Annotated in this window: 18 protein-coding genes; 8 read left to right on the top strand and 10 right to left on the bottom strand. The window is 42.5% G+C overall.

What is annotated here, in order from left to right:
- Positions 1–6: 6 nt before the first annotated feature.
- The gene (locus W7W_RS0102670; protein WP_010662314.1) at positions 7–753 is read right to left on the bottom strand and encodes a glycosyltransferase family 2 protein; all 747 of its coding nucleotides are present in this window, start codon (positions 751–753) and stop codon (positions 7–9) included.
- 3 nt (positions 754–756) lie between these two features.
- Positions 757–2040, bottom strand: coding sequence for a glycosyltransferase family 4 protein (locus tag W7W_RS0102665; protein WP_010662313.1), 1284 nt, complete (start codon positions 2038–2040; stop codon positions 757–759).
- Positions 2041–2155: 115 nt separating this feature from the next.
- Here W7W_RS0102665 and W7W_RS0102660 point away from each other — a divergent pair, with 115 nt between their 5' ends.
- Entirely contained in the window at positions 2156–2710 is a 555-nt protein-coding gene (locus W7W_RS0102660) for a GNAT family N-acetyltransferase (RefSeq protein WP_010662312.1), read from the top strand.
- 4 nt (positions 2711–2714) lie between these two features.
- Here the strand turns inward: W7W_RS0102660 and yidD are convergent, their stop codons facing one another.
- From yidD to W7W_RS21545, 4 genes are all read right to left on the bottom strand, one after another.
- Positions 2715–2966, bottom strand: a complete 252-nt coding sequence (gene yidD / locus W7W_RS0102655; protein WP_010662311.1) for a membrane protein insertion efficiency factor YidD — start codon at positions 2964–2966, stop codon at positions 2715–2717.
- A complete protein-coding gene (locus tag W7W_RS0102650) occupies positions 2963–3358 on the bottom strand; it encodes a ribonuclease P protein component (RefSeq protein WP_010662310.1) in 396 nt (131 codons plus the stop codon). Before W7W_RS0102650 ends, yidD begins: the two co-directional genes overlap by 4 nt.
- Positions 3359–3491: 133 nt before the next feature.
- The gene (locus tag W7W_RS0102645) at positions 3492–4238 is read right to left on the bottom strand and encodes a uroporphyrinogen-III synthase (protein WP_010662309.1); all 747 of its coding nucleotides are present in this window, start codon (positions 4236–4238) and stop codon (positions 3492–3494) included.
- Positions 4239–4288: 50 nt separating this feature from the next.
- A complete protein-coding gene (locus W7W_RS21545) occupies positions 4289–5473 on the bottom strand; it encodes a DUF4271 domain-containing protein (protein ID WP_157202430.1) in 1185 nt (394 codons plus the stop codon).
- A gap of 283 nt (positions 5474–5756) precedes the next feature.
- Between W7W_RS21545 and W7W_RS23415 the strand changes: the two genes are divergently transcribed.
- Complete coding sequence (locus tag W7W_RS23415) at positions 5757–5930, top strand: hypothetical protein (RefSeq protein ID WP_157202429.1); 174 nt, start codon at positions 5757–5759, stop codon at positions 5928–5930.
- Between the two features lie 446 nt (positions 5931–6376).
- Positions 6377–6547 (top strand): hypothetical protein, encoded by a 171-nt coding sequence (locus tag W7W_RS23410; RefSeq protein ID WP_157202428.1) that lies wholly within the window; start codon positions 6377–6379, stop codon positions 6545–6547.
- A 251-nt stretch (positions 6548–6798) separates the two neighbouring features.
- On the opposite strand, the gene W7W_RS0102615 is transcribed toward W7W_RS23410, so the two are convergent.
- The 4 genes from W7W_RS0102615 to W7W_RS0102600 form a co-directional block, all read right to left on the bottom strand.
- The gene (locus W7W_RS0102615; protein WP_010662307.1) at positions 6799–7536 is read right to left on the bottom strand and encodes a hypothetical protein; all 738 of its coding nucleotides are present in this window, start codon (positions 7534–7536) and stop codon (positions 6799–6801) included.
- 487 nt (positions 7537–8023) lie between these two features.
- Positions 8024–8602 carry an LOG family protein gene (locus W7W_RS0102610; protein WP_010662306.1) on the bottom strand — a complete coding sequence of 193 codons (579 nt, stop codon included), beginning with the start codon at positions 8600–8602 and terminating at the stop codon, positions 8024–8026.
- A 68-nt stretch (positions 8603–8670) separates the two neighbouring features.
- Positions 8671–9375 (bottom strand): DUF6048 family protein, encoded by a 705-nt coding sequence (locus tag W7W_RS0102605; RefSeq protein ID WP_010662305.1) that lies wholly within the window; start codon positions 9373–9375, stop codon positions 8671–8673.
- On the bottom strand, positions 9335–9805 hold the full coding sequence (locus W7W_RS0102600; RefSeq protein ID WP_025006664.1) for a DUF6452 family protein: 471 nt from the start codon (positions 9803–9805) through the stop codon (positions 9335–9337). Before W7W_RS0102600 ends, W7W_RS0102605 begins: the two co-directional genes overlap by 41 nt.
- A gap of 481 nt (positions 9806–10286) precedes the next feature.
- On the opposite strand from W7W_RS0102600, the gene W7W_RS0102595 reads away from it, so the two are divergent.
- The 5 genes from W7W_RS0102595 (at position 10287) to W7W_RS0102575 (ending at position 16897) form a co-directional block, all read left to right on the top strand.
- Complete coding sequence (locus W7W_RS0102595; protein WP_234408323.1) at positions 10287–11609, top strand: M16 family metallopeptidase; 1323 nt, start codon at positions 10287–10289, stop codon at positions 11607–11609.
- Between the two features lie 81 nt (positions 11610–11690).
- Positions 11691–13754 (top strand): M16 family metallopeptidase, encoded by a 2064-nt coding sequence (locus W7W_RS0102590; RefSeq protein ID WP_010662302.1) that lies wholly within the window; start codon positions 11691–11693, stop codon positions 13752–13754.
- A 427-nt stretch (positions 13755–14181) separates the two neighbouring features.
- Positions 14182–14766 (top strand): TetR/AcrR family transcriptional regulator, encoded by a 585-nt coding sequence (locus W7W_RS0102585; RefSeq protein WP_010662301.1) that lies wholly within the window; start codon positions 14182–14184, stop codon positions 14764–14766.
- A gap of 37 nt (positions 14767–14803) precedes the next feature.
- The gene (locus W7W_RS0102580) at positions 14804–15577 is read left to right on the top strand and encodes an outer membrane lipoprotein-sorting protein (RefSeq protein ID WP_029510254.1); all 774 of its coding nucleotides are present in this window, start codon (positions 14804–14806) and stop codon (positions 15575–15577) included.
- 75 nt (positions 15578–15652) lie between these two features.
- The gene (locus W7W_RS0102575) at positions 15653–16897 is read left to right on the top strand and encodes an ABC transporter permease (RefSeq protein WP_010662299.1); all 1245 of its coding nucleotides are present in this window, start codon (positions 15653–15655) and stop codon (positions 16895–16897) included.
- Positions 16898–16938: the final 41 nt, after the last annotated feature.

Genomic DNA, 16938 nt, shown 5'->3' with positions numbered 1-16938 from the left:
AAATTCTCAGAAGCGTTTGTTCACGGCCCAAAACCAAAAAAACCTGGGTGCAATTACAAAATGAGAAAGAATGGTTGAAAGAAGTCCGTAATTCCTGACCATTATCCGGAACCGCTCCTTCAATCCGGGCACAATATTCTGCCTGGTCAGGCCTCCCTCTCTGAAACGGCATAACACTGTATGCGTATTTCGGATTTCTGATGCCTTTCGAAGAGCCTGAAGACACCAGTCAAAGTCTGCAGAGAATTTATACCTTAAATCATACTTTCCGGCCACTTTGCGTGATGCAATGAACGCCTGGTGACTCACCAACATGCCGCGCCTGAAATGGCGCCAATTGAGCTCTTCCGGAGGCGACAAACGACGCAACCCAATCTCACGTCCGTCAGGATGAATCATCAATGTTTCTCCGTAATACACATCCGCGGGAACTTCCTCTTCAAAAAGACCATCCAGTACATCGGCCGATGCAGGTTCGTCTCCGGCATTTACAAACCAGAAATAATCGCCTGTTGCCAGCTGCATCCCCTTGTTCATGGCATCGTACAGCCCTCTGTCAGGTTCACTGATCCAACGGTCTGCCAATGCTTCATTTTCTCTGATAACTGCTACCGTATCATCAGTACTTCCTCCATCCACAATTACATACTCCAGATTTGGATAAGTTAACCTCCTGATTCCTGAAATGGTGGATGAAAGATTATCTGCATCATTAAAAACAACGGTAATTATACTTATTTTAGGCTTGTGCATTCGTTAAAAATTTGTGGAAGCTTGTCCTGTTACCACCTTGTAAAGCTCATCGTATTGATGGGCGATTACTCCGGGAGCGAAGTTTTCTTCAGCAAAAATCCTTGCATTCCGCCCTTGTTCCTCATGATCCTCCAAAACCGAAAGAATTCCCACGGCCAACTCTTTAGACTTTCCAGGAGCAGCCAGAAATCCTGTTTTCTTATGCTGAATCATTTCCGGAACTCCCCCAATATGAAAAGCCACTACCGGAGTTCCGCAAGACATGGATTCTACCACCGTATTGGGCAGGTTATCCTGCATCGACGGCAACACAAACAAATCAGCCGCCTGATACAACCGGGCCATCTCCGCTTCGCTGCTTACAATGTCAAAAGAATGGAGCTTAAATGGCAGCTTATCACCCAGCAGTTCCACATTTTTTCCGAAAACCATCAGCTCAAGTTGCTCTTTCAGTTCCGGCTCTTTTTGTGCTATATAATTCAATGCTCTCAATAAAAACCCGATGCCCTTCCTGGGGTCAGCAACATTTGCAGCACCAAAAAGCAACAATTTCTTTCCCCCGGGTAAACCCAGTTTTTGCCGTACATCATTTTTTTCACCCGGTGTAAAAAGCCGGGTGTCAACGGGATTAAAAATCTGCATCACTTCATGCTTCAGATCTTTGCGAACAAGGGAACTACCGGCTGCCATCTGCTGCATCCAGCGGCTACAACCGACAAAAGTAATGGCAGCATTTTTATACATTTTCTCCTTGACCTCGTGCTGACGGGCAGACAAATCATCCGGAGCAGGGGATTTAAGCATGGGACATTGCCCACAGGTTGACGAAAAACCTCCGCACGTCCCGGGATAATGACAACCTCCGGTAAATGGCCAGGTATCGTGCAGCGTCCAGACCACCGGTTTTCCAAGTGCTATTAGCTTCCGCAGACCTTTGAGTGATAAAAAACCCTGATTAACCCAGTGCAAATGAATAACATCAGCCTCACGAACCAGAGGATGACGACTAATATCAAACCCAAAACGACTCCGTGAAAAAGAGAATCGGTTTTGCCGGTTTTTTTCAAATGGAATAAAGGAAAGGACCTCCCCAAGAAACTTTATTTTCTCCAAAATCCGGGATATTCGTGATTGTGCCAATACCTCCACCTTTTCGTGTCGTCCGGATCCTTCCAATACCAACATACGCACATCGGAACCATAATGGTGCAAAACATCCAGGAGCCTCACTGCAGCAACTGCAGCGCCCCCCGTATGGTCGCTTTTATTGATGTGTAAAACTTTCACGGATTTTCGGGATTTATGGGTAAAGATATAATTTTTGAACGATACCGCCCGAAGATTTGTTGTGCTTAAAAAACAAGGATGACATAAATCTTCTTAATCCTTAAAAACAGCCGACATGAAAGAACAGGAAATTAAAATATTGCAGGCAAAAGATGCAGATCTGAAACACATTCTCTTTGTAGATAAGGCCGCTTTTGGCTCGGATGAAAAAGCCAATTTAACGGCCAGCCTGATTAAAGATCATTCGGCACAACCAGTCATTTCATTCCTGGCTTTTGACAATCACAACGCTGTAGGTTATGCCATTTTCGCCAGTGCTAAAGTGGAAGGCTGGCACCAGTCCGACCATGTAAGCATTCTTGCGCCATTAGCCGTAATTCCGGAATACAGGAACTCAGAAGTCGATAAATTACTGATGGAAGAGGGAATAAAAAAACTAAAACAAATGGGGACAGAGATGGTTTTTGTTTTCGGAGATCCGGAACACTATAAAAAACTTGGATTCGTTCCCGAAGCCGAAAGTTTCGGCTTTGCTCCCCCACCTGTGCTTGCCGACCAAAGACGTGAGAAATGGATGGTTCAGGCACTCACCCTCAAAGGCCTGAGTAAAAATGTGGGAACCTTGGTTACTTCGGAGTTTATGAATAAAAACGAATTCTGGCAATTATAACCACCTAAGGTACCGGGTCATGTCCACTGCCGCCCCATGGATTACAGGATAAAATTCGCTTAATGGACAGCCAGAGTCCTTTGAAAGGCCCGTGTTTCTTAAGTGCCTGAACTGAATAAACCGAACAAGTAGGAGTATAACGACACGAAGGTCCGATCATGGGTGATATCACCCACTGATAGATGCGGACAGGAATAATCAGCAAAAAAACCAGAACCTTCTTAAAGCCTTCATAAATTTTTTGAAGTATCTTCATCTTGTCTCAACCTCATTGATCAATTTCTGAATGGCCTTCTTCATTGCCTTTTCGATAGCATGATAATCCAACTCTTCTTTTGAAACAAACAAAAAAGCCACCCCTGTCTGAATGTTTTTCTCTTTCAAAACAGCAAGCAAGGGTTCTTTGTTCAGGCGATAAGCTTCACGCATCCGACGCTTCAGCAGGTTTCGTTTAACGGCCCTTTTGAACCGCCTCTTGGAAGCCGAAAACATCGCCTGAGCCTCGACTTCCTCCGGAAGTACATCAAACAAATACTGCACTCTTAGCGGAAAAGCCATAAAAGCTTCTCCACTGTCGAAAAGTTTGTCAATAAACTTCCGGCTACAAAGCTTCTCCGATTTTCCAAAAGTGAATTTCCCTTGCTTCATGTCCTACTGACAGTTCATAAATTCAACAGACAAAATTACCTTAGTTACTTTGTCTGATCCACATATTGCATATACAAAAAACACTCCTTCCCAGACCCGGGCAAGGAGTGCTTTATTTATTCAAATATCGTTGTTACTTCTTGTTATGCTTTTTGATGTACATCTCAAGCGCAGCAGTCATAGATGGAGCCTGGGGCATAGGAGCCTGAATGTCCAGCCGGAGGCCAGCCTCCTTCACCGCCTTGGCAGTAGCCGGCCCAAAAGAGGCAATGAGCGTATCTTTCTGTTCAAAGTCAGGAAAGTTTTGCATCAGAGACTTTATTCCTGAAGGACTGAAAAATACCAAAACATCATAATTAATGTCCTTAAGATCACTCAAATCGCTGCTAACCGTCCGGTAAAGGATGGCCTTGGTATATTTTATTTTAGCTTTAGTCAGCAGATTAGGAATCTCGGGTTTATGAATATCCGAAAGAGGTACCAGAAACTTCTCCTGCTTATGTTTTTTGATAACTTCCACCAAATCGGGAAATTTTCCTGTGGAATGAAAAATCTTCCGTTTTCTGTAAACAATGTATTTTTGGAGATAGAAAGCGGTAGCTTCTGAAATACAAAAATACTTCATGTCATCGGGCACCGTAACCCGGGTTTCTTCACAGATCCGGAAAAAATGGTCAATCGCAGTTCTGCTGGTAAAAACCACCGCGGTATGATCCAGAATATTAATTTTCTGTTGTCTGAATTCTTTAGAAGAGACCCCTTCAACCTGAATGAACGGCCTAAAATCAATCTTCACATTGTTCTTTTCCGACAGGTCAAAGTAAGGGGATTTTGGTGTTGACGGCTTAGGCTGCGAAACCAGGATTTTTTTGATCTTCAATTTGCTTAAGTTTTAGTTCAACAAAACCAGAAACCATTACACTCTTTAAGTCAATAAAACAGCACTTTAATCAGTATTGACAAGGGTAAAATTTCCAGGGCACAAAGGTACAAAAATATGTAATAACCTGAAAGCCCACCCCTTAAATTTGCCACAATTCCGCGGCCTACCTGAACTACATACAATAAAATAAAGATAGAAAATCCAATAGAAGGGATCCAATGACGCGCTTCAGGCTCCAGAAATGGAAAAACAACCACCAAAGGCATCAAAACCAATCCAAATGCTTTGCTCATTACGGAGGATTGAAAAAGATACGTTGAAGTAGCTTCCTGAACCCGGAAAACCCATCCCACAAATCGGTATACAATAAATTTAAGGGTAAATATGACTATCAGAAATCCAAACAAGGGCAAAAGCAATTTCCAGCCCGAAAGGTCAAAAAAGGTACGCCCCGAGAGCCGGAGGGATTCAAAAAACAACAACGAAAAATTGGCATAGAATAAAACTTCCAGCCCAAAAGAGGCGACAGCCTGGCTCCCTCCGCTGCCGTTCTGCAATTTCCCCGCAATATTCTTAAAAAAAACAGCGCTAAAAACATCAGATAAATATTTGTGCCATTTAAACCTGATAACTCCCGTGAGGGCTACCAGTACAACAATCAATACCATGAACCAGTTTTGCCCCAAAAGGGGCTCCTTCCGATGGTGTACATTGACAGGAATGGGATCCTGAATCTCCGAAGTTTCCAGCTTATTCAGGGCTTTTTGAACAATTACGGATGAATCAGCCACAGGGGAAGGCCCCGCACCTTCTCCATTATTGTGAGCTTTCGGGACATTCATGTCCAAATCTCCATCGCCCGGTTCATTTTGGAAATAATCAGACGGCACGAGACAAATGCTATTATAACTTTCTGAAAACCACAGATGTCCTGTAAAGCCTGAAGCCTGCCAATCAGTTAACAACACAGCGTCCAGAGTATCCGGTCCGGTATAGACCATTTGAGGCCCGGCGTCTTCCAATGATTCATTCTCCGCTGAAGTTATCGGTTGCTCAGCACGAACTTTGCGCTTTGGAGCAGGTGCTTCCTCCTCCTGCAGCAACTGAATTGACGGCCGTTCAACCTTCAGTTCGATGCGCTCGGGTACATCGATTGAAGGCTGCGACAAAATCACAGTACTGTCTTCATTTTGAAAGTCTTGCTGAAACACGGGAATCTTGTTTGGCATCATCTGTAAATGGGTTAATATGCAAAAATATAACATTTTAAAGGATATTCCTGTCATCACAGATGGAAATATTTCACACAATCATTTGTTTTCGCAACCTCAGGACAAGAAACCAGGACCTGCTGATTGCTAAAGAATTACTCACATCTAATAATTGCATTTCATCAGAGCAATATCCAGCTGATAAAAAATATCAAAGAAATGGCCGGGACAAGGTGACAGGGAAAAATTCATCCGCGAATTTGTCCGGGAGCACAACTTTCTCCATCAGGACAAAAACATTATTATGGTTTTTCCGGAGGAACTGGTGGGCAACGACCGTGGAGGGCAAAAACTGGATCAGTGGACTGTAAAACAACTGAAAAGTGAAAAATATGATGCCGTCAGAATAACCTGGAACAAAACCCGTGGATTATTACATCTGAGGCAACCAAATTATGTGGGTAGTGCCCAAAAATAAGAAAAACAGGGAAGCCGCCATAGAACTTCTGATGGCCATGAATCAGCCATAAGTAGTATCTGTCCATAAAGTACCATTTGCTTCGTTACGCTTGCCGCCAAAATACTCATTTACCCAAGTAAACTCCGTTTTTGGCGGCTTCGCAAGCCTTGCAACTGTCACTTTCTGACCAGACACATGAATTTTTACAAACTTTCCCGACTTTATAGACGGGCACTAAGTAGAGTCTGTTCATAAACTAAGCGCTTTTCACGTGTTTGAGATAGAAAGTTCAAATTCAAGGCGTGTGAAAAATCTAAACCGCAGAATACTAATGTATTTGAGGATTTAGATTTTGAGCAACAACGCAGAAGTTGGACTTTATAGACAAACACTAAGTAGCAGGCAAGTGGGTAAGAGCAGCCAAAATCCCAACCGGCATCAAAGCAGAATTGGCTTCCTCCTTTATGGAAAGTGATCAGTTCGAAACCTTTATCAATTCCATAAACCATAAGTATGGTGAAAACAAAATCACACCTGGAGGAAACAGTCAGTATTTTTTTGATTATGAACGTCGTTTTTCCAACAATTTAGGACATGAAGTTATGGACGGCCGACGAGGCTATAAGAACGATTAGAGAAAGTTTTAGAACACAGAATATCAGAATAGTAAAAAAGTGAGAAACCTCACGCTCTTACTATTTTTAAAATGCCATCTCCTGGAATACTGAAACTGTCCAAAAAGTCACAAATCACGAGTCTTTTATTTTTTAGAACATGGTGAAAAACCTCTCTGTTAGTGATTTTCATTTTTTCAACATATTCAGTATATAAAATACAGTAACTTTTTAGACAGCTTCACTTTTCATCTTTTTTTCTGAAGAATTTCTTAATTGCAATTTTCATTGTAATCCTGAATGGCCTGCAAGCGCACATCTTCTCTAAAAACTGAGTTGTTAAGTACTTTTTTCAAACCTGAAGCCTCTTCTCCGTCCTTTCCGACCACTTTGTATTCCCCTTTCTTTTGTTTCTCAACAATCTGAGGACAATCAGAAAGCTCTTTCTCAATGTTCAAATTATTGACAAGCTTAAGTTTTCCGTTTTTGCCAATTTTATACACAAGATTTGGTTTTGCATTCTCCTCGAGCAGTTCCACATATTCATTTCCCTCATACACCATTACATCAGGCATTTCATAAAAGTGCACATACAATGATATTTTATCGTCTGCGATTCTACGCATAAACATCTTTTTGGGAAGCATATTCATCCCTACAGCGGACATATCGGCATATTTCACGGACTCATAAACCAGCGAATCATAGGTATATCCGTCAATATCCTTTGCATCGTATTTCTCGAAGTGTTTATTCTTTACCTTTTCGGTATTTTCAAAGGTCTTGGTTGGGATAAACTTAATTTTTGATTGAAATTCCCATGGTGCAGGGTACCACTTATCATCATGATAAGTCTTTCCGAGAATCTTGATGAAACCATCAGTGGCTTTCCCATTTTTAATTATCGTGCCTTTTACAACACCCTCTTTTTTCATTTTCTCTTCAAGTTGTCCAAAAAGAACAGAAGAAATGCTGAAAAACAACATCAAAAAAATAACTAAATGTTTCATAATTTAAAATATAGATTTGTAAAATAAAACTTCTATCGCCAACGGCAAGCCGCTACTAGCCAAACCATTATACAATACCCCCTCAAACATAACAGTCAAGAGGATTCGACGTGAATAAAAAAATATGAACCAGTAATTTTTATAAGGAAATTAATAAAAGGAAATTATAAACCCCTTACTGAATCGGAGAACAGGATAGAAAGAATGGGGCGGGTCATATACTTTTCTGTTAAATTACATTAACAAAAATATATTTTTTTTGCATAAAAACTACTCTTTGTCGTTTTTTTCTCACAAAGGAAGAACATGCCGTTTTAGCTTCTACATAAGCACCGCCACTTACGTTACAAAAAACCCTGCTAGGAACTCATTGCTCCATCAGGTTTTAACCAATCAAAACCGGGATTATAGTTATTCACCCCAAGGGTAAAATTCCGTTCGTTGTGGAATCTTAAAAGTAATGGGAATATTTTAATTATAGTCTATTTTAAACTCCTGCAAACCGGATGGCATCCTCATCCCAGGGAGAAGCACTCCTTATGGCAGCAACCACCTCTTCGGGACGTTCTACAATAGTCCACATCTCATTATGGATGGGACGCATAAATTGTTCCTCCACCATTTTTTGTGTTTGTTGCAGCATTCCATCGTAATAGCCATTGGTGTTCAGGACAACTATGGGATGTGGGTATTGTCCCAGCTTCTTAAGCGACATCACCTCAAACAACTCTTCCAAAGTTCCGGTACCCCCGGGCAAGGCCAAAATTCCTGAACTTCCCTGTACCATCAACTCTTTCCGTTTATGCATGGTTTCCACATGAATCATATCCTCCACATCCTTATGCTCCCATTCCACATCTACCATGAAGCGAGGAATAATTCCGGTAACCACTCCATGATGTTTCAGTGCCTCATCAGCAACGACTCCCATCAGACCAATTGCTCCCCCACCATAGATAATTCCAAATCCGGACTGCACCAAAGCAGCAGATACACGCCTGGCAGCATCGAAATAAACTTCAGGAACTTTAGGGCTGGAAGCACAAAAAACAGCTATCTTCTTCATTTTTTATTTTCTACAGACTGTGACAAGATTAAAGAAAATTTGGACCATCGTTCTCCGTTTAAAGGGAGTTATTTTTTCCAGGGAATCATGTATTCCAAAACATAAGAGAACCCGACATTCACCGTATTATCCCCATTGCCAAATCCGGGCACAGAATAGGGCTGAAGTTCTCGTGCATTATCCTGAAGAATTTTCACCTTCAAATTAACGGTCCATCCCATATAGAAATTCTTAAAAAGCTCTGTTCGTGGACCGGCAGATACTTCAAGCCAATGTGTATTCATCAGGTAAGCCGATTCGGAACCATGAAAATCACCCCAATAATCATTTTCAATGGTATAACCACCTGAGCGGTGTTCCTGGAAAGCAAATCCATAATTAAGTCCCACAAAAATATTGTCGTTATTTCCAACCTCATCCACAGAAAAGAAATCATAAAGCAAGCCTGCTTTCACAAAGGAGCCGTTGCTTTCATATCTGAAGTTACGCTCTTCTGAATTCTCATCTGAAAAAACCAGATTCTCAAATCCTGCCTCTCCCCTGAAAAACCACCCGGGGGACAAATTGATATGTGTAACAGCAGAGAAGGCCGACCTGTCGGTATCAAAAAAACGTCCGATGGGGCCCTCAAGGTTTATCCCCAAAGTAATGCCCTGAACCTGTTGTTTTTCAATGAGATCATCAGCTTTTTTGGAACTCTGCCCCAGTACCAGGCCGGGAAACAAAAAAAAGCTAATAAATATAAAGTTTAATATTTGCTGTTGATTCACCATATTTTACAGTTGGATAAGCAATTGAAACCGAATCAATAAACGACCTTGAGTGCAGAATAGTATCTAATTCGAAAGTGAAAATATATCCGCAATCACGAGAGATAAAATCAAGCTCTTTGCTGTAAACCACCGATAATGTGTCTTTCAGCGTTTCGGATACACCCAAAACAAAAACAGATGTATCGTTGTCAAAATTCAACGGCATAAAAAGTTCTGATAGTTTCTGTTCACGGTATATACTGTCGTCCATGTCCATCCCGATTAAAGAAACATTCTCCAGAACACTGTCCTTATCTGATGATGACCAGGCAGAGTAAAGACGAGCCTGAACCGCATGCTGATTGGAAAGACATGCTTCTTCTCCCTCACATCCGGGCGAAAGCAGCAAAACTATTAAACAAAGAGCCGATAAGCCTGATAAAAACTTCATGTGTAAAATCATTAATTTTAGGCATAAAACTGCCGCAATTCATCAAAACCATCTTCAAAAACCGTGCGCTTTTTTTATACTTGTGCAAAGGTAGAAAATAAAGTCATTTTTTGAAGAGGCTTCAGCCTGTACGAAAACGAACACCGAAGTGTTCACCAGCGTGCGAATCAAGCGAATGGCAGAAATAAAAGCATTCTTACTACCTGCTAAAAATCACCCGCTTAAATTTTTTGGCCTGCAATTTGAAAGAAAAACCTTTTAAAAAATACGAATTTAAAACTATCTTTCAGCTGCTATTTGCACCTGAACATTCATTCATACAACATATGGTTAATTAATTGGCCGAATGAAACTCATGATGAATTGAAGATCGGCGATAGCCATTTTTGTTCATGCTCTTTTGATACTTTAACACTTCAAAATTCATGCTCGTTTCATCGCACCAAACCCTTAAAAATAAATAATTTAAAGTATGACAAAAATGAAGAAAACCTTGCTAACCCTGTTCGCCCTAATCCTGACGGGCAACCTGGCATTTGCCGGGCAGGGAGAAATTGAATTCACGGAGTATCAGCTCGACAATGGGCTGCATGTAATTCTGCATCAGGACAACTCTACGCCTATCGTGGCAGTTTCCGTTATGTATCATGTGGGCTCCAAAAACGAACAACCCGACCGCACAGGATTCGCACACTTCTTTGAACATTTGATGTTTGAAGGAACCGAAAACATTCCCAGAGGTGAATATTCCAAATATGTTGAAAAAGCGGGTGGCACGCTTAATGCAAACACCACCGCTGACCGCACGTATTATTATGAAATAATGCCCTCCAACCAACTGGAAATGGGGCTTTGGCTCGAATCGGAAAGAATGCTCCACGCCAAAGTGGACAGTATGGGTATTCAGACACAAAAAGGGGTCGTCATCGAAGAGAAAAAACAACGGTACGACAACACGCCTTATGGCTCATTGCTTACCGAAACCATGAAACGGGCCTTTAAAGAACATCCTTACAGATGGACAACCATTGGAGACCCTGACCACATCCGGGCTGCAAAAGACGAAGAGTTTCGGTCATTCTATGATGAATTCTATGTGCCCAACAATGCAGTGCTGGTCATTGCAGGTGACATAAATACCGAAGATGCAAAAGCTAAAGTGGAAAAATACTTTGGCTCTATCCCGGCAGGAGAAAAAGAGATTTACAGACCAGACATCGTTGAGCCTCCGCTTGGCGGCGAAGTTCGGGATACTATTTTTGACAATATTCAATTGCCTCTGCTTATTCATGCTTATCGGACCCCGGCTTTGAATACTCCCGATTACTATGCGCTGGAAATGCTGAACACCCTGCTCTCTGACGGCGAAAGCTCTCGTTTGAAAAAAGCACTGGTGGACAACCAGCAAATTGCTCTTCAGATCAACTCCTTTCCGCTACCTTTCCGAGATCCCAGTGTGAACATTGTTATGGCCTTTCCCAATATGGGCAAAGACCTTAAAGTCCTGGAAACCGCAATGGAGACAGAGATCGAGGAAGTAAAAAACAACCTCATCGGCGAAAAAGAGTTTCAAAAACTCAAAAACCAGATAGAAAGTGACTTTGTTACCGGTAACACACGCATCGCCACCAGAGCCAATAACCTGGCAAGATATCATACATTCTTTGGCAATGCTGACCTAATCAACACCGAAATTGATAATTATCTGGCTGTTACCCGGGAAGATATTCAACGGGCAGCTCAAAAATATTTCACCAAAGACAACAGGGTAGTGTTGTTCTATCTGCCCAAAAACCAACAATAACCTGCTCAACAGGATTCGAGTTTCAGAAAAGCCTTTTGAACCTCTTGAAAATGTTGACAAAACTCAAAAACACATAATAAAATGAAGCGAATATTCTCTATAATTACCCTACTGACTCTGGTAACTGGCATCGTTAGTGCCCAACTTGACCGTTCAACCCCTCCTTCGCCGGGCCCGGCCCCGGAAGTACAAATCGGAGACTATGACAAATTTACCCTCCCCAACGGACTCACGGTCATTGTGGTGGAAAACAACAAAGTTCCGGTGGTTTCCTACTCTCTCTCTCTGGATGTAACCCTGCCTGCAGAAGGAAATCTGGCAGGATACATCGAGCTTGCCGGGAGCATGCTCCGCAGTGGTACTTCCAACAGAACCAAGGCTGAAATTGACGAAGCTGTGGATTTCATTGGCGCAACCCTCTCAACCGGGAAAAAAGGCATTTATGCCAGTTCTCTGACGAAACACAGTGACGAATTACTGGATATTATGTCAGACATTCTGCTGAACCCTTCATTTCCGGAAGATGAGCTAAAAAAACAAATTACCCAGTACAAAACGGGCATTCAGGCCAACAAGGAAGAGCCTTCCGTTATTGCTCAAAACATAGCTGGGAAGCTTATTTACGGACAGAACGATCCTTACGGGGAAATCGTTTCGGAAGAAACCCTCGACAACATAAGTGCTGAAGACTGCCGCAACTATTACAAAAGCTATTTCAGACCCAACACCGCCTACCTTGTGATTGTTGGCGACATCAATGCTAAAGAAGCAAAAAAACAGACCAAAAAATACTTTGGTGATTGGGAAAAGGCCGCTGTTCCTCAGAACATCTTCCCCTATCCTGAGGCAAAGAAAGAACCGGTGGTTGCCATTTCCAATAAAGAAGGAGCCAATCAATCTACCATTGTGGTAGCCCATGAAGTAAATCTGACTCCCGGACATCCTGATATTCCGCGTGCGCAGGTCATGAACAGTATTCTGGGTGGTGGATCCTTCAATGCCCGTCTTTTCCAAAACCTCCGTGAAGACAAGGCTTACACCTATGGTGCCGGTTCCAGCCTGAACTCTGACGAAAGAGTGGGCTCTTTCAAGGCCAGTGCCCAGGTAAGAACTTCGGTTACCGACAGTGCACTGACAGAGATTCTCGATGAAATGAAACGCATCCGAACCGAACCTGTTTCTGATGAGGAGTTGCAACTCGTGAAAAATTCCATAACCGGAACCTTTGGACGTGCCTTGGAAGATCCCCAAACGGTGGCTCGTTTTGCGCTGAACATTGAACGATACGATTTACCTAAGGATTACTATGAGACCTACCTCCAAAGAATTGCTGAAGTAACCAAAGAAGACGTGCTCAATGCAGCTCAAAAATATTTAAAACCGGAAAATGCTGTTATCCTGGCTGTAGGCAATGCCTCCGACATTACAGACAAAATGAAAGCTTTCAGTCCCTCACAGAAAGTAACTCAATACAACTATTACGGGAATGTGGTGGAGAAAAAAGCTGCTGATGCAAATGTGTCGGCAACCGGAATCCTTGCTGATTACATTCAGGCCATCGGAGGCAGCGAAAAATTAGCGTCGGTAAACGACCTGAAGATGACAATGACCATGTCTGTTCAGGGAATGGGCATCAGCATCGAAATGTTGCAAAAAAAACCCGGTAAATTTTATCAGTCCACTTCCATGAATGGAAATGTTGTCTCCATGCAGGTTCTCAATGGCGATCAAGGGAAAATGAAAACGCCAATGGGAGAACAAAATCTGGAGGGCGAGATGTTGAAAAAGATGCAGGAAAGTGCCACTATTTTCCCTGAACTGATGTTTTCAAAAGATGGCACAGAACTCAAACTTGAAGGGGTGGAAGAGGTTAACGGCAAAGAGACTTACAAAGTGATTGTTTCAAAACCATCCGGTACCTCGACAACCGCGTTCTATGGTGTGGAAGACGGCCTGAAGTACAAAGAAGTTTCTGAGACACCTCAGGGAGCGGTTTCCACTACTTTCGACAACTACACTGATGTGAACGGAATACTTTTCCCCATGTCCATGAAACAGAAGGTTGGTCCCCAGTCGTTTGACGTTGAAGTAAAAGAAATTGCTGTGAACAAAGGAATAGATGACAGTAAATTTGAAATAAACTGAACACCGAATGATTGAATCCTTTTCTATTTCCTTTTTTTAACCGCAATGCCCGAAACGGAAAACCGTCGTTTCGGGCATTGTTTTTTCCTGCCCTCCAACCTGCAAAGTCGCGTTCATTGCGAAGGCCGCGCCCAAAGCAAGCTCGAAAAACACACGTAATTTTAAACTAAAGGCAATAATTTATTCCGATACTCAACTATCGGCGGAATAAATCCGTCCCCAATGAAATGGATTTGAAAATAATTGATTATTTCCCACATCCATGCTCTTTGCAATTGCAAACATTTATTAGCATTTGAACATCTCATTCCGAAAACTTATGAATCGAAAATCGACGAAGTTAATGGACCACAGGATCAGTTTTCTTGACAAACAGAAAATAGATTATTACATTTGACTGACCGGTCAGTCAAATCATTTATAAAAAATGGGAAAACGAAACAACAAAACTACCAGGCGCACAGAGATCCTGGAGAAATCACTGGCACTTTTTGCCACCAAAGGTTATCATACCACCACAACAGCAGAAATAGCCAAAGCAGCAGGCATTGCTAAAGGAACGCTTTTTAATTATTTCGAAAGCAAAGAGCATCTTTTGCGCTCACTGGTTTTTGAAACTTTAATGGAACTGGCAGATATGATAGACCCAAACCATGACGGCATCGTGACACAGGATGAGTTCTTTGGGGTCATTCACAAAAGCAGAAAATGGATTGTAGACAACCCCCAGTTTTTAAGTCTCTATTTCTCCATGGTGTCACAACCGGCGGTTTTTGACCTTTTCAAAGCCGAAATAATGCAACAAATGTCCCCATACATGGAAAAACTGGCAACATTTTTTCAAAAAGAAGGAATTCCCGATGGGTATGCTGAGGTACGTTTTTTCCTGGCCATGCTGGATGGAATTGGAATTCATTATGCAATAGATCCGAAAAATTTCCCCATTGACCAGATAGAAGGAAAAATCATCAATTACTATCAGGGAAGAATGAACCGGAATGTCAGCTCCTAACTCAGATTCAAAACAAATAACCCATAACATGAAAAGAATGAATACACAAAAAAAGACCCGGCAAAAAATACTTCTGCTTTTCACCATTGGTTTTCTGTCCGTTTTTTCGATTCACGCTCAGCAGCCAACTGCGAAAGAAATTGTTGAAAAAGCAGATAATCTTCTGCGGGGGGAAAGCAGTTATGCGGAAATGGAAATGCAAATTATACGCCCCTCCTGGTCACGGACACTTCGCTTCAATGCATGGGCCAAAGGAGATAATTATTCATTGATTTACATCACCTTCCCGCAACGGGAAAAAGGACAACGATTTCTCAAACGAAGTCGGGAAATGTGGAATTATGTGCCGGCCATCGACCGGATGATAAAAATTCCACCCAGCATGATGATGCAATCATGGATGGGCTCCGACCTGACCAACGACGACCTGGTGAATGCCGCTTCTATTGTAAAAGATTATGACCATAAAATACTGCGAACAGAAACGTTGCGCGACCGGGAGTGTTATGTCATTGAAATGATTCCCCACGAGGAAGCTCCCGTCGTTTGGGGAAAGGTAATTACCTGGATTTCAACAAAAGATTATCTGAATCTACGCAACGAATATTACGATGAAGCGCATGAATTGGTGAATGAAGAGATTCTGGATGAAATAGAAGATGTGGGAGACCGTACCATCCCTACCCGTTATACGGTAATTCCGGCAAACGAGGAAGGACACAAGACCATCATGAAATTTGAGAAAATAAATTTTGGTGCCAATATGGAAGAAAGTTTCTTTTCTATTCAGAACATGAAACAGATGCGATAAAGATGCTGGTAGCTGATAACTCTTAGCTTGCAGCTCTTAAGGTTTAAAAAACATTAGGCAACAAAAAAACACACCATGACCACCCATATATCATCAGGCGGATTTAAAAGCATTGTCAAAATTGCCTGGCGTAATCTTTGGCGCAACAGGAAACGAACGCTGATTACTGTCTCGTCCATTTTTTTCGGGGTTATCTTTTCGGCCCTTATGGGATCAATGCAGGAAGGCTCCTATCAAAAAATGATTGAAAATGTGGCACGCTTCTATGCCGGACATGCCCAGATTCAGCAAAAGGACTATCCCGACAATCAATCCATCAACAATTCATTTATTGCGTCCGACTCGCTGGTAAAAAGACTGAACAACACAGAAGGCATCAATATGGTGGTACCTCGATTGGAAAGTTTCGCTCTGGCATCGTCGGGCAATCAAACTGAAGGGATTCTGGTTCTGGGAGTCAATCCGGATCAGGAAGATCAGATGACCGGACTCTCAGACAAAATAGTTGAGGGAACTTATTTCGATGGTCCGTCCCGATTGCTGGCAGGTAAAGAACTGGCAGAAAATCTGGGCATTTCGCCCGGGGACACACTGGTCATGATCAGCCAGGGGCTACACGGAGTGAGCGCATTCGGGAAATATCCGGTCGCCGGTTTGTTCAGCCACCCAAACCCCGAACTCAACCGACAACTGATATATCTTCCCCTTGACGAAGCAAGATATTTCTTTCAGGCTTCCAACCGTGTGACATCCCTGGCATTGGTGGGAAAATCACAAAAATCTATCGATAAAGCCATTCCTGAGATCAAAAAAAATCTGGAGCAAGATCAGATTTTACGCACCTGGCAGGAGATGTTTCCGGCCATCCTTCAGCAAATCGAAAGTGACCGGGCAACCGCTTTAATTATGAAATTAATCCTTTACCTGATCATCGGATTTGGCATTCTGGGCACGGTAGTCATGCTGATGGCCGAACGTCAGCATGAACTCAGCGTAATGGTAGCCGTGGGAATGTACCGTTCCAAACTGGCACTAATGCTGCTGCTGGAGATTCTCTGGATGGGAGTTATGGGCGTAGTTGCCGGATTTATCGGCTCTCTCCCGGTCATTGGCTGGTTCGCAAACCACCCCGTCCCTATCAGCGGGCAGGCAGGCGAATGGATGAAAAACATCGGTTTTGAGCCCTATATGTTCTTTGCCTGGGATGTAGGGGTGTTTCTGGAACAAATGCTGGTGGTTTTCATTCTAACATTGCTCATCTCATTTTACCCGTTTGTGAGGGCTTTCAAAATATCCCCAATCGTCGGATTAAGAAATTAAACCTGATTTACAAACACCCCGGAATTCATCAATGTGAATTC

This window comes from Marinilabilia salmonicolor JCM 21150, from assembly GCF_000259075.1.
In the GTDB taxonomy this organism is placed as follows: domain Bacteria; phylum Bacteroidota; class Bacteroidia; order Bacteroidales; family Marinilabiliaceae; genus Marinilabilia; species Marinilabilia salmonicolor.
This window is presented reverse-complemented; position numbering and strand designations above follow the sequence as displayed.

What these genes read in the sequence shown, in the direction of transcription:
- W7W_RS0102605 (WP_010662305.1), bottom strand. Translation starts at nt 9,375, where the DNA reads ATGGTGAATCAACAGCAAATATTAAACTTTATATTTATTAGCTTTTTT.
- W7W_RS0102585 (WP_010662301.1), top strand. Translation starts at nt 14,182, where the DNA reads ATGGGAAAACGAAACAACAAAACTACCAGGCGCACAGAGATCCTGGAG.
- W7W_RS0102660 (WP_010662312.1), top strand. Translation starts at nt 2,156, where the DNA reads ATGAAAGAACAGGAAATTAAAATATTGCAGGCAAAAGATGCAGATCTG.
- W7W_RS0102590 (WP_010662302.1), top strand. Translation starts at nt 11,691, where the DNA reads ATGAAGCGAATATTCTCTATAATTACCCTACTGACTCTGGTAACTGGC.
- W7W_RS23410 (WP_157202428.1), top strand. Translation starts at nt 6,377, where the DNA reads ATGGAAAGTGATCAGTTCGAAACCTTTATCAATTCCATAAACCATAAG.
- W7W_RS0102615 (WP_010662307.1), bottom strand. Translation starts at nt 7,536, where the DNA reads ATGAAACATTTAGTTATTTTTTTGATGTTGTTTTTCAGCATTTCTTCT.
- W7W_RS0102595 (WP_234408323.1), top strand. Translation starts at nt 10,287, where the DNA reads ATGAAGAAAACCTTGCTAACCCTGTTCGCCCTAATCCTGACGGGCAAC.
- W7W_RS0102600 (WP_025006664.1), bottom strand. Translation starts at nt 9,805, where the DNA reads ATGAAGTTTTTATCAGGCTTATCGGCTCTTTGTTTAATAGTTTTGCTG.
- W7W_RS0102650 (WP_010662310.1), bottom strand. Translation starts at nt 3,358, where the DNA reads ATGAAGCAAGGGAAATTCACTTTTGGAAAATCGGAGAAGCTTTGTAGC.
- W7W_RS21545 (WP_157202430.1), bottom strand. Translation starts at nt 5,473, where the DNA reads ATGATGCCAAACAAGATTCCCGTGTTTCAGCAAGACTTTCAAAATGAA.
- W7W_RS0102580 (WP_029510254.1), top strand. Translation starts at nt 14,804, where the DNA reads ATGAATACACAAAAAAAGACCCGGCAAAAAATACTTCTGCTTTTCACC.
- yidD (WP_010662311.1), bottom strand. Translation starts at nt 2,966, where the DNA reads ATGAAGATACTTCAAAAAATTTATGAAGGCTTTAAGAAGGTTCTGGTT.
- W7W_RS0102610 (WP_010662306.1), bottom strand. Translation starts at nt 8,602, where the DNA reads ATGAAGAAGATAGCTGTTTTTTGTGCTTCCAGCCCTAAAGTTCCTGAA.
- W7W_RS23415 (WP_157202429.1), top strand. Translation starts at nt 5,757, where the DNA reads ATGGTTTTTCCGGAGGAACTGGTGGGCAACGACCGTGGAGGGCAAAAA.
- W7W_RS0102575 (WP_010662299.1), top strand. Translation starts at nt 15,653, where the DNA reads ATGACCACCCATATATCATCAGGCGGATTTAAAAGCATTGTCAAAATT.
- W7W_RS0102670 (WP_010662314.1), bottom strand. Translation starts at nt 753, where the DNA reads ATGCACAAGCCTAAAATAAGTATAATTACCGTTGTTTTTAATGATGCA.